Below are 13002 nucleotides of genomic sequence, written 5' to 3' on the forward strand. Positions count from 1 at the left end.
TTAATAGTCCCAACTGAGGTTGGAGTCTCATAAATTATATGATAAAAGCGTATTAATTATAGCTAAACATATTAAATGAATCAACTTAAAAAAGGAAGCAAAAAACTTCTTAATGCTTGGGCTTTTTACGATTGGGCAAACTCTGTATATACACTTACCATAGCATCGTCTATATTCCCAATATTTTATTCAGCTTTATTTTTTAAGAGTACCTCACAAATAAAAACAGTTTGGGCTTTTGGGTTTGAGTTTAAGAGTACAGCTCTAATTACTTTTGTAACCGCATTTACATTTTTAGTAGTTGCTTTTACATCACCAATCCTTTCTGGTATTGCCGATTATGTTGGAAATAAAAAGAGTTTTTTAAAATTTTTCTGTTATGTAGGAAGTGCTGGCTGTATTGGTTTATACTGGTTCGATATTGCGCCAGAGAAAATACATTTAAGTTTGCTGTTTTATTTTATGGGTTTGATTGGATATTGGGGGAGCTTGGTGTTTTACAATTCTTATTTACCAGATATCGCTTTTCCCGAACAACAAGATAGTATAAGTGCTAAAGGATTTTCATTAGGCTATTTAGGGAGTGTGCTTTTACTCATTTTTAACTTATTAATGGTGATGTATCCACAGTTATTTGGGTTCGATCTGAGTATATCTAATTCTATAATGGAAAATGGTTCAGAAGCTGAAATTAATGAGGCATTGAAAGCAGTGAAAGATGCTGCATCTTTTGAAGCTATGAAAATATCATTCATCACCGTTGGTGTTTGGTGGGGTTTGTTTAGTCAATATTCATTTTATTTTTTACCTAAAGGGGTGTCTTCTGGTCATAAAGTCACAAAAGCTGTTGTTTTTAATGGATTAAGAGAATTGCGCCTAGTTTGGAATCAATTAAAATTGAACTTAAGGTTAAAACGTTATTTGTATGCTTTTTTTGTGTTTAGTATGGCGGTTCAAACTATTATGTTGGTGGCGGTATATTTTGGCGAAGAAGAAATTTCATGGGGAGGTGAAAGTGAAAAAACAATAGGATTAATAGCAAGTATTTTGGTTATTCAATTGGTAGCTATATTAGGCGCGTTTTTAACAGCTAGAGCATCTTCAAAATTTGGAAATATTAAAACGCTAATTGTTGTTAATTTTATTTGGATGGCATTGTGTTTTTACGCTTATTTCATGAAAACACCTATGCAATTTTATATTGCTGCTGGATTTGTTGGTTTGGTAATGGGAGGAGTGCAATCTTTAGCGCGTTCTACATATTCAAAATTTTTACCAGAGACAGAAGACACCACTTCTTATTTCAGTTTTTATGATGTGGCAGAAAAAATAGGGATTGTTATTGGTATGGTTATTTTCGCATTTATAGATCAAATTACTGGCAGCATGCGTAATGGTATTTTATTCTTGTTTGTTTTCTTTTTATTCGGGATAGTGTTATTGTATAGAGTTCCAAAGTATAGTGTTCCAAAAGAAAAGTTAGAAGAATAATTAATATTAAAGTGGTCTGTTAATCTGATGTAGGATAGCTTTTTTTTGACTGTTATTTGCTGTATTGATCAATTTATTTGTTACAGTTTTTCAAAAAAAATCCTACTTCATAATCAAAGTAGGATTTTTATTAGTGTTAAAATTTGCTAGACTTAAGACTCTGTAGGCTTTTCAGCTTTTTCAATACTAATGTTTAATTCATCAGTTTTGGTATCTAAGTCTATTTTAATATGATCACCATCTTGTAGATGTGATGCTACAATCTCTTCTGCTAGAGCATCTTCAACATATTTTTGAATGGCCCTTTTAAGAGGTCTAGCCCCATATTGTTTATCAAAACCTTTTTCTGCTATATAATTTTTGGCGCTTTCAGTAAGTGTTAAAACGTAGCCTAAACCTTTGATCCTGGTTAAAAGTTTCTCTAATTCAATATCAATAATTTTATTGATATGCTCTTTTTCTAAAGCATTAAATATAACCACATCATCAATTCTATTTAAAAACTCTGGAGCAAATGATTTTTTCAAAGCATTTTCTATAACGCTTCTTGTATTAGCATCTTCTTGAGCCTTTTGGGAAGCTGTGCCAAAACCAATTCCTGTTCCAAAATCTTTAATCTTACGAGCACCAATATTAGACGTCATGATTATAATCGTATTTCTAAAATCAATCTTTCTTCCTAGGCTATCTGTTAAATAACCATCATCAAGCACTTGAAGTAACATGTTAAACACATCCGGATGTGCTTTTTCAATTTCATCTAACAGAAGAACAGCATACGGTTTTCTTCTAATTTTTTCAGTAAGTTGGCCGCCTTCTTCATAACCTACATACCCTGGAGGTGCACCAACTAGTCTAGAGATAGCAAACTTCTCCATGTATTCACTCATGTCAATTCTAACAAGCGAATCTTCACTGTCAAATAATTCACGAGATAAAACCTTGGCTAACTGTGTTTTTCCAACTCCAGTTTGACCTAAAAATATAAATGAACCAATGGGTTTGTTTGGGTCTTTAAGACCTGCTCTATTTCGCTGGATAGCTTTTACCACCTTAGCAACCGCCTCATCTTGACCAATTACTTTTCCTTTTATAAGGTCTGGTAATTCAGCAAGTTTGTTAATCTCAGTTTGGGCAATTCTATTCACAGGAACGCCTGTCATCATAGAAACTACATCGGCAACATTGTCTTCAGTTACAATTTCACGATGTTGTTTGGTGTCTTCTTCCCATTTTTCTTGCGCTATAGCTAGTTCTTTTTCAATGCGCTTTTCGTCATCTCTAAGTTTTGCTGCTTCTTCATATTTTTGCTTTCTAACAACTGCATTTTTAGTTTCTTTAATATCTTCTAGTTGTTTTTCTAGCTCTATAATTTGCTTTGGCACATCTATGTTAGTAATATGTACACGAGACCCAGCTTCATCTAAAGCATCAATAGCTTTGTCTGGTAAAAAACGTTCGGTCATATATCTATTCGTTAATTTTACACAAGCTTCTATAGCTTCAGGCGTATAATCAACATTGTGATGCTCTTCATATTTTCCTTTTATGTTATTAAGAATTTCAATAGTTTCTTCAACTGTAGTTGGCTCAACAATAACTTTTTGGAATCGACGCTCTAAAGCTCCGTCTTTCTCGATGTACTGTCTATATTCATCTAAAGTTGTAGCACCAATACATTGAATTTCACCTCTTGCTAAAGCAGGTTTAAACATATTTGAAGCATCTAAACTTCCTGTTGCACCACCAGCACCAACAATGGTGTGTATTTCATCAATAAACAAAATAACATCATCATTTTTTTCAATCTCGTTCATTACGGCTTTCATGCGTTCTTCAAACTGACCACGGTATTTTGTGCCTGCTACTAAGCTTGCTAAATCTAAAGTTACCACACGTTTGTTAAATAAAATACGAGACACTTTTCGTTTAACAATTCTAAGCGCTAAGCCTTCAGCAATGGCAGATTTACCAACACCAGGTTCACCAATTAAAAGCGGATTGTTTTTCTTTCTTCTACTTAAAACTTGAGAAACGCGCTGAATTTCCTTTTCTCTTCCCACTACAGGGTCTAACTTACCTTCTTCAGCCATTGCTGTTAAATCACGCCCAAAATTATCTAAAACAGGTGTTTTAGACTTCTTGTTAGACTTTCCGGCTGGTGGGTTAAAAATATTGTCTTTAGTTGCACCATCTTCAGTACTTGAATCATCATCCTGAAATTCAGCTTTTGGTTCTATATAATTGTTATCGTTCGTAATCATAATTTTAAATTGTTCTTTAACATTATCGTAGTCAACTTTTAGCTTATTTAAAAGCTTGGTAGTGGGGTCGTTTTCGTTTCTTAAAATACAAAGCAACAAATGCGCTGTATTAATTGATGTACTTTGAAAAAGTTTTGCTTCTAAAAAAGTCGTTTTTAGAGCGCGTTCTGCTTGCCGTGTAAGGTGTAGATTCTTTTTTTGATTAGAAGCTACAGTAATATTTGGGTTTGCAGGACTTAATATTTCAACTTTACGCCTTAAATGGTTTAAGTCTATATCTAGGGCATTAAGTATATTTATTGCTTTTCCGTTACCATCGCGCAAAAGCCCTAGCATTAAGTGTTCAGTACCAATAAAATCGTGGCCTAAACGCAGTGCTTCTTCTTTGCTGTATGCAATAACATCTTTTACTCTTGGGGAAAAATTATCATCCATAATCGTTTGTCCTTTCTGCATTAAAAATAGTAAAACATTTTACTAAAGTCAAAAACTGTACCTAAAATTGTCTGTAAATTGCTAATTGACGAAAAAATCTTTATAAAATCAAAATTTTAGTGCCCATACTTATTAACCAAATAAGTCGTTTAAATTGTTAATAAATTACATGAAAAAGGAAACTTGATAGTCTTGCTATGACTACTGAAATTCTTATATTAGCATGTTTTGAAAATCACATAAAACTAAATTAAATTATTTATGGCAGAAGGAGAAAAAGTAATTCCTATTAATATTGAGGATGAGATGAAATCGGCGTACATTGATTATTCAATGTCAGTCATTGTGTCACGTGCTTTACCAGATGTAAGAGATGGTTTAAAACCAGTGCACAGACGTGTGCTTTATGGCATGCACGAACTCGGTATTAGAGCAAATACGGCACATAAAAAATCTGCAAGAATAGTTGGAGAAGTTTTAGGTAAGTATCATCCACATGGTGATACCTCGGTTTATGACGCTATGGTACGTATGGCTCAAGAATGGAGTTTGCGTTATATGCTTGTTGATGGACAAGGAAACTTTGGCTCTATTGATGGCGATAGTCCTGCGGCAATGCGTTATACTGAAGCGCGTATGCAAAAAATATCTGAGGATATGTTGGCAGATATTGATAAAGAAACAGTCGATCATAAGTTGAATTTTGATGACACCTTACAAGAACCAACAGTTTTGCCAACGCGTATTCCAGGACTTTTAGTTAACGGTGCATCAGGTATTGCAGTAGGTATGGCAACAAATATGCCGCCTCACAATTTAACGGAAGTGGTAAACGGAACCATTGCTTATATAGAAAATAACGATATTGAAATTGACGAATTGATTACTCATATAAAAGCACCAGATTTTCCAACTGGTGGAACTATTTATGGTTACGATGGCGTTAAAGAGGCTTTTCATACTGGACGAGGACGCGTCATGATGCGTGCCAAAACCAATATAGAGGAAGTAAATGGACGTGAATGTATCATCGTTGACGAGATTCCTTACCAAGTGAATAAAGCAGATATGATTAAGAAAACTGCTGATTTGGTAAACGATAAAAAGCTAGAAGGTATTTCGCTTATGCGTGATGAATCTGATAGAAACGGAATGCGCATTGTGTACGTTTTAAAACGTGATGCTATTCCAAATATCGTATTAAATAAATTATTTAAGTACACGGCGTTACAGTCTTCATTTAGTGTGAATAACATTGCATTAGTTAATGGACGTCCACAGATGTTGAACTTAAAAGAATTGATTCATTATTTCGTTGAGCACAGGCATGAAGTTGTAGTAAGACGAACTACTTATGAATTACGTAAAGCGGAAGAAAGAGCTCATATTTTAGAAGGACTAATTATTGCTTCTGATAATATAGATGAAGTAATAAAAATAATCAGAGCATCTTCAAATGCTGATGAAGCTAGAAATAATTTAATTGAGCGTTTTAAGCTTTCTGAAATTCAAGCGAAAGCTATTGTAGAGATGCGTTTGCGTCAGTTAACAGGTTTAGAGCAAGATAAATTACGTACGGAGTATGAAGAAATAATGAAAACCATTATTGATCTTAAAGATATCTTAGATAAGAAAGAGCGTAGAATGGATATCATTAAAGGTGAATTAGAAGTTGTTAGAGATAAATATGGTGATGAGCGTCGTTCGGTTATCGAATATGCAGGAGGTGATTTAAGTATAGAAGACATGATTCCTAACGAAAAAGTGGTAATCACAATTTCGCATGCAGGGTACATTAAGCGTACATCTTTAACAGAATATAAAACACAACATAGAGGTGGAGTTGGTCAAAAAGCATCAACAACACGAAACGAAGATTTCTTAGAACATTTATTTGTTGGAACAAACCACCAATATATGTTATTCTTTACTCAAAAAGGAAAATGTTTCTGGATGCGTGTTTATGAAATACCAGAAGGAAGTAAAACCTCAAAAGGGAGAGCTATTCAAAATCTTATAAATATTGCGCAAGATGATAAAGTGATGGCTTTTATATGTACTCAAGATTTAAAAGATGATGCCTATATTAATAGTCATTATGTAATCATGGCGACAAAAAAAGGCCAGGTTAAGAAAACATCTCTTGAGCAATACTCACGTCCAAGAACAAATGGTATAAATGCTATAACAATTAAAGATGATGATGTTTTATTAGAAGCAAAATTAACTACAGGTGAAAGCCAAGTGATGTTAGCATTAAAATCTGGTAAAGCCATTCGTTTTGAAGAAGCTAAAACACGACCTATGGGTCGAGGTGCTTCTGGAGTAAGAGGTATTCGTTTACAAAATGAAAAAACTGATGAAGTTATTGGTATGATTGCTGTTGATGATATGGAAAGCGATGTGCTTGTAGTGTCTGAGAATGGTTATGGTAAACGTTCTAGTTTAGAAGATTACCGTATCACCAATCGTGGAGGGAAAGGTGTAAAAACCATTTCTATTACCGAAAAAACAGGTAACTTAGTGTCTATAAAAAATGTAACTGATGATGATGATTTAATGATTATTAACAAATCTGGAATTGCTATTCGTATGGCTGTTAAAAATTTAAGAGTTATGGGTAGAGCTACTCAAGGGGTTAAGTTAATTAACTTAAAAGGAAATGATTCTATAGCCGCTGTTGCAAAAGTGATGCATGATGAAGATGAAGTAGAAGATGTTGAGAGTGCTGAAAACACTGATGTTTCAGAAGATGGCACAACTATTGATAATAATACAGACGATAATAACACTGAAAATTAAACTTAATATTATTTAAAATGAAAAAACAATTAATCATAGCTTTAGCGTTTTCAATAAGTGCATTTTCATTTGCACAAAAAAAAGAATTGAAAACTGCTGAAAAAGCTATTAAGAACAACAATTATGCAGAGGCTAAAGCGGCCATTAATCAAGCAGAGGGCTTAATGTCTGCCATGGACGCCAAATTAAAAGCAAAATTTTATTACTTAAAAGGGCAAGCATTGTATGCAAATGGTAAAGGATCAATAGCCGATATTGATTTAGCTATTGAAAGCTTAGGGAATGTTGAAGGCGCTTATGGTTCAGAAATTAAGCAGTTAAAACAAACGATGTCTAATGGCGTATTAACAACAGGTAACACGGCTTATGAAAAAAAGGATTATTCAAAAGCTTCAAAGTATTTTGAAAAGGCATACAGAATTACTGAAGTAGATACCTTATTTCTTTACTATGCTGCATCTACAGCTGTAAGTGTAAAAGAGTACGACAGAGCTTTAGGCTTATATGAAGAACTTAAAAACTTAGGTTATACAGGGATTGATAAGCAATATTTTGCCACTGACAAGGAGTCTGGTAAAGAAGTTGTTTTAGATAAAGGTACGAGGGATTTATACGTTAAAGCTGGAAGCCATATTAAACCAGGAGAACGTTTAACAGAATCTAAAAAGCCAGAAATTGTTAAAAATGTAGCATTAATATATATATCTAATGGCGATAATGAGAAAGCACTTGATGCTATAAAAGATGCTAGAGCTGAAAATCCTGAGAATGTTGACTTGATTGTAAATGAGGCTAATATTTATTTGCAATTAGATGATAAAGATAAATTTAAGGCGTTAATTGAAGAGGCGCTTGCAAAAGACCCCGAAAACGCAGTACTACATTATAATGTTGGAGTTGTTAATATGAATAATGGAGATATGGATAAAGCTCAAGCTTCTTATGAGAAGGTATTGGCTCTAGACCCTTCGTTTACTAATGCTGCTTTAAACCTTTCAAATTTATTTATTGAAAAGGGGAATGTTGTCATTGAAGATATGGGTAAATTAGGAATGAGTAAATCTGATGATATTAAATATAAAAAATTGAAGGTTGAAAAAAATGCCCTTTTTCAAAATGGAGCAGATGTTTTAATTAATTTCATGGCAAAAAACACAGATGCTAATTCTAATATTTTACTACAGTTAAAAAACATCTATAATGCTTTAGGTGATACTGAAAAAGCAAAAGAGATTGGAGCTAAATTGGATGCCATGGCAGGCGACGAGTAAAATATATTTCAGTTTATTGATATATAAAAAATGCCGCTCATGAGCGGCATTTTTTATATTACTTTTTTAATAACACGTAGTTTATGTGTATGTCTGTTTTTGTGAACATTGTATATGCCAGAGTGGTCTAAACGATCTATTCTAACTTTGCCGTGAGCGTGTATAATATAGTTGTCTTTCATAATGATGCCAACATGAATAATAGCGCCTTCGCTGTTATCAAAAAAAGCCAAATCACCTGGTTCACTTTCTTCTATAAAGCTTAATGCTTCGCCTTGTGTGGCTTGTTGTGATGCATCACGCAATAATTTATAACCGTTTAATTTGTAAACCATTTGCGTAAAACCAGAACAATCAATTCCAAAAGGTGTTTTTCCGCCCCATAAGTATGGCGAGTTTAGAAAAGTAAATGCGGTTATAATTATATTGGGTTTTTCAATTATTCTGTCAATTGAATGGCCATCATATTTATGCTTCAATAGGGAAAGACCATTTATACTAGATCCAATAGTAATTGGAAATAATTGTTTGTTTTCATCTTCAATAAATTCTACTAAATCCGTTGACAATTTGGGTGTTTCTTTATTGAGAGATTTATATTGGTCTTCAGATATTTCAACATATTGTTTGTTATCCACCCAACCTTCATATTTATCAAAAGCCAATCTAATTTTGCTCCATTGTTTACGTTGCTCTAAAATTTTAAAAAAGTCACCGTAAATCACTTGCGAAACTAATTCGCTAGTGTCTGCAGGTTCATCTCGAAGCGGAACAATGCTTAAATTACAAATACCGTATTGCATAAAGTTAATATCTATTGACTATTTCTATTAATTATTTATGCATTTTATAAATCAAAAATGGGTTTAAATAATTTAATATTAAGTTCGCTAAATGTTTCATAACTAGTAAATAATAACAATATATAATATCAAGAGCGTTCTATAATCATTGCTGATGCACCACCACCACCATTACAAATTGCAGCAGCACCAATTTTAGCATTATTTTGTTCTAAAACATTTAATAAAGTAATCAGAATTCTTACACCTGAGCATCCAAGCGGATGTCCGAGAGAAACAGCGCCACCATTAACGTTAACATTTTTATCAGTAAGGCCTAAAATTTTCATATTAGCTAAACCCACTATAGCAAAGGCTTCATTAAATTCAAAAAAATCAACATCTTGTATTTTAACTCCAGCTTTATCAAGTGCTTTTGGTAAAGCTTTTGCAGGAGCAGTTGTAAACCATTCAGGTTCCTGAGCTGCATCTGCATAACTCTTTATAGTTGCTAAAGGTTTTAAGCCCAGTTCTTCTGCCTTCTCCTTGCTCATTAAAATCATAGCGCCTGCACCATCATTTATAGTGGATGCGTTGGCTGCAGTTACAGTGCCATCTTTTGTAAAAGCTGGTCGTAACTGAGGTATTTTATCCATCCTAACATTGGTGTATTCTTCATCTTTAACAACAATTAGAGGTTCTCCACGACGTTGAGGAACTTCAACAGGAACTACTTCATTATTGAATTTACCTGTTTCCCAAGCCTCAGAAGAACGCTTATACGATTGAATAGCATAAGCATCTTGTGCTTCTCTAGAAAACTCATATTTAGTAGCGCAGGCATCAGCACAAACACCCATGGCGTTTTGATCATAAGCATCAACTAAGCCATCCTTCTGCATACCATCAATTAATGTAGTTGGTCCAAACTTTGTGGCGCTTCTAGCGTATAAATAGTGTGGAATAAGACTCATATTTTCCATGCCACCAGCAACAACAATATTAGTGTCGCCTAAAGCAATAGACTGAGCAGCTTGCATAACGGTTTTCATACCAGAAGCGCAAACTTTATTTATAGTTGTGCAAGGTACAGTATTTGGTATGCCGGCATAAATAGCAGCTTGTCTTGCAGGTGCTTGTCCAGTGCCAGCCTGTACAACATTACCCATTAAGACTTCTTCAACCAACTCGGGTTTTAAATTTATTTTATCCAAAGCGCCTTTTATCGCAATAGCACCTAATTTAGGAGCAGGAATAGTTGATAAAGCGCCTAAAAAACTTCCTATTGGAGTTCTTGCAGCAGAAACAATAACGACTTCTCTATTCATCAATCTAACATTTTAGTATAGTTATTGAACTTGTCTTAGCTTTTTCTTTTACCTGCAAAATTTACATTTTGCACTCTAAATTTCACTCTTTTTTGACAACGTAACTTAGGCTATGTTTAAAAAAAAGATTTTATTAGTGTACAAAAGCCAAACTTTTCGGTTTAAAAAAAAAGTTAAGATAAGTTCATTGCGAAAATAATGATTTTTTAGTAGAAATTTGAAAGATTAGATGTTTATAAAAAATGGTAAAAGCTTATAAATTTATTACATTTGATTTCTAGATGAAAGACTTCATAAATAAACTATATAGAAACCATTCCTTAATTTATAAAGGACTGTTATTTATATGTACAACACTTTTAATTGTATACCTATTTCCTAAAAGCGGAAAGTTTAAATATAATTTTGAAAATGGGAAACCATGGCAGTCTGAAAGTTTGCAGGCACCTTTTGATTTTGCAATTAAAAAGACTGATGAAGAAATAGCATTAGAAAAAAAGAGCATTATCGATAATGCCATGCTATATTTTGATTTAGATAATTCTATACATAAAAAGGTTAATGATGCTTACGAAGAACAGTTTAAGGCAACTTTTTCTGATACTTTACCAAACAGTATTTCTAAAAAATTATTCAAAACAGGTAAAAATATTGTATCAGAGTTATATAAATATGGTGTTTTAAGTGAGGATTTCGATTTTTCTAAAGACAGAACCGTTGTTATTCTTGATGGAAGAGAAAAAATACTAGATGGTTTTTATTCAAGCTTGATAGAACAAAACGATGTTACAGCGGTTATAGAAAACATATTAGGCAAAAACAATTTGTCGAATTATAAAACAGAATTTGTTGCCTTGTGTTTCGATTTGATTGAGCCTAACATAACATTTAATAAAATATTTACAGATAAAGCAATTCAAGATGAATTAAGCAGAATTTCTTTTACCAGAGGAAGTATTGCAAAGGAAACCTTAATTGTGTCTAAAGGTGAAGTGGTTGAAGGCGATAAATATCAAATTCTAAAATCTTTACAGTCTGAATACGAATCTCAAGTTTGGAATGAAGCTAACTATAATTGGGTATTATTTGCATATACTTTACTAGTTGCTTTAGTATTATTAATGTTACTCTTGTTTTTAAGAAAGTACAGGGTAGAGGTTTTTGAGAATAACACAAAAGTCACATTCATCTTTTTTAATATCTCATTGATGATATTCATTACTACGCTAGTAGTAAATTATGATGCAAAATACATTTACATTGTTCCAATTTCTATATTACCGTTGGTGTTTAAGGCGTTTTTTGATGCGAGATTAGGTTTATTTGCTCATGTTCTTACCGTGCTTTTATTGGGCTTTATAGTGCCTAATAGCTATGAGTATATGTTTCTGCAAATAATAGCAGGTATTGTAACTATTCTAACCGTTTCAGAGTTGTACAAGCGAGCTAATCTGTTTATTTCAGTAGGGCAAATAACGCTCATTTATATTATAGCTTATTTTGCATTTTTTGTAATTCATGAAGGCAGTATTGAAACACTTAAATGGGAAACATTTATATGGTTTATCTTGGGTGGATTAGCCACCTTGTTTGTTCAACCTTTAATTTATGCTTATGAAAAGCTTTTCGGGTTGGTTTCAGATGTTTCTCTTTTAGAACTTTCTGATACAAATACCAAGTTGCTTAAGGAGTTGTCAAATAAAGCACCAGGAACCTTTCATCATTCATTAAACGTAGCAAATTTAGCTGAATCTTCAGCAAATGAAATAGGTGCAAACGCCATGTTGGTTAGGGTAGGAGCTTTGTATCATGATATTGGTAAAATGAAGAATCCTACATACTATACTGAAAATCAATCTACTGGTATCAATCCCCATGATGAGTTATCCTCAAAAGAAAGTGCAAGAATAATTACGGATCATGTTATTAATGGTATTGAGATAGCTAGAAAAAATAATTTACCAGATAGAGTTATAGATTTTATTAGGACACATCATGGCACAAGTGTAGTGTATTATTTTTACGTGCAAGAGAAAAAGGATTATCCAGATACTGAAGTAGATAAAGCAGATTTTAGTTACCCTGGACCTAAGCCATTTAGTAAAGAAACCGCTATTTTAATGATGTGCGATAGTATTGAGGCGGCATCTAAAAGTTTAAAAGAACCAACATCTACAAAGATAGAGTCCTTTGTTGAAAATATTATAAATAAGCAAATTGAAGAAGGACAATTTTTAAACGCAAATATTACTTTTAAAGAAATTGAATCCATAAAAAAAGTACTAAAACACAAGCTTGCAAATATTTATCATTTAAGGATAGAATATCCTGAATAAAATCGAAAAAAATTAAATAAAATAGTTGTTTGCTTTAAGATGAAAACTTACATTTGCATCCGCATTTAAATGTGATGTTCTTAAAGCAGTATTGGAGAGGTGCCTGAGTGGCCGAAAGGAACGGTTTGCTAAATCGTCGTACCTCAAAAGGGTACCCGGGGTTCGAATCCCCGTCTCTCCGCAAATTTTTTTAATAGATATTGATAATCAATTCGGGGTGTAGCGTAGCCCGGTTATCGCGCCACGTTTGGGACGTGGAGGCCGCAGGTTCGAATCCTGCCACCCCGACAAAA

Annotated in this window: 7 protein-coding genes and 2 tRNA genes; 6 read left to right on the plus strand and 3 right to left on the minus strand. The window is 33.2% G+C overall.

All coding sequences use genetic code 11. The features are described from left to right. The first annotated feature begins 75 nt into the window (after positions 1-75). Complete coding sequence (locus AAC024_RS07935; RefSeq protein WP_339894750.1) at positions 76-1491, plus strand: MFS transporter; 1416 nt, start codon at positions 76-78, stop codon at positions 1489-1491. 152 nt (positions 1492-1643) lie between these two features. Here AAC024_RS07935 and AAC024_RS07940 read toward each other — a convergent pair whose 3' ends face one another. Continuing rightward, positions 1644-4190 (minus strand): ATP-dependent Clp protease ATP-binding subunit, encoded by a 2547-nt coding sequence (locus tag AAC024_RS07940; protein WP_339894756.1) that lies wholly within the window; start codon positions 4188-4190, stop codon positions 1644-1646. A gap of 261 nt (positions 4191-4451) precedes the next feature. On the opposite strand from AAC024_RS07940, the gene gyrA reads away from it, so the two are divergent. Continuing rightward, the gene (gyrA, locus tag AAC024_RS07945; RefSeq protein WP_339894751.1) at positions 4452-6992 is read left to right on the plus strand and encodes a DNA gyrase subunit A; all 2541 of its coding nucleotides are present in this window, start codon (positions 4452-4454) and stop codon (positions 6990-6992) included. A 17-nt stretch (positions 6993-7009) separates the two neighbouring features. Continuing rightward, a complete protein-coding gene (locus AAC024_RS07950; protein ID WP_339894752.1) occupies positions 7010-8263 on the plus strand; it encodes a tetratricopeptide repeat protein in 1254 nt (417 codons plus the stop codon). Positions 8264-8316: 53 nt separating this feature from the next. On the opposite strand, the gene AAC024_RS07955 is transcribed toward AAC024_RS07950, so the two are convergent. Both AAC024_RS07955 and AAC024_RS07960 read right to left on the minus strand, forming a co-directional pair. Then, positions 8317-9066 (minus strand): C40 family peptidase, encoded by a 750-nt coding sequence (locus AAC024_RS07955; protein ID WP_339894753.1) that lies wholly within the window; start codon positions 9064-9066, stop codon positions 8317-8319. A 128-nt stretch (positions 9067-9194) separates the two neighbouring features. Next, positions 9195-10373: an acetyl-CoA C-acyltransferase gene (locus tag AAC024_RS07960; protein WP_339894754.1), complete on the minus strand. Its 1179-nt coding sequence runs from the start codon at positions 10371-10373 to the stop codon at positions 9195-9197. Between the two features lie 281 nt (positions 10374-10654). On the opposite strand from AAC024_RS07960, the gene AAC024_RS07965 reads away from it, so the two are divergent. The 3 genes from AAC024_RS07965 (at position 10655) to AAC024_RS07975 (ending at position 12997) form a co-directional block, all read left to right on the plus strand. Next, a complete protein-coding gene (locus AAC024_RS07965; RefSeq protein ID WP_339894755.1) occupies positions 10655-12709 on the plus strand; it encodes an HDIG domain-containing metalloprotein in 2055 nt (684 codons plus the stop codon). A 93-nt stretch (positions 12710-12802) separates the two neighbouring features. Next, positions 12803-12890 (plus strand) — tRNA-Ser (locus tag AAC024_RS07970). A 32-nt stretch (positions 12891-12922) separates the two neighbouring features. Then, positions 12923-12997: transfer RNA gene (locus tag AAC024_RS07975), tRNA-Pro, on the plus strand. Positions 12998-13002: the final 5 nt, after the last annotated feature.

It is taken from the genome of uncultured Algibacter sp. (assembly GCF_963976535.1).
Classification (GTDB): Bacteria; Bacteroidota; Bacteroidia; order Flavobacteriales; family Flavobacteriaceae; genus Algibacter_B.

What these genes read in the sequence shown, in the direction of transcription:
- AAC024_RS07940 (WP_339894756.1), bottom strand. Translation starts at nt 4,190, where the DNA reads ATGGATGATAATTTTTCCCCAAGAGTAAAAGATGTTATTGCATACAGC.
- AAC024_RS07960 (WP_339894754.1), bottom strand. Translation starts at nt 10,373, where the DNA reads ATGAATAGAGAAGTCGTTATTGTTTCTGCTGCAAGAACTCCAATAGGA.
- AAC024_RS07965 (WP_339894755.1), top strand. Translation starts at nt 10,655, where the DNA reads ATGAAAGACTTCATAAATAAACTATATAGAAACCATTCCTTAATTTAT.
- gyrA (WP_339894751.1), top strand. Translation starts at nt 4,452, where the DNA reads ATGGCAGAAGGAGAAAAAGTAATTCCTATTAATATTGAGGATGAGATG.
- AAC024_RS07955 (WP_339894753.1), bottom strand. Translation starts at nt 9,066, where the DNA reads ATGCAATACGGTATTTGTAATTTAAGCATTGTTCCGCTTCGAGATGAA.
- AAC024_RS07950 (WP_339894752.1), top strand. Translation starts at nt 7,010, where the DNA reads ATGAAAAAACAATTAATCATAGCTTTAGCGTTTTCAATAAGTGCATTT.
- AAC024_RS07935 (WP_339894750.1), top strand. Translation starts at nt 76, where the DNA reads ATGAATCAACTTAAAAAAGGAAGCAAAAAACTTCTTAATGCTTGGGCT.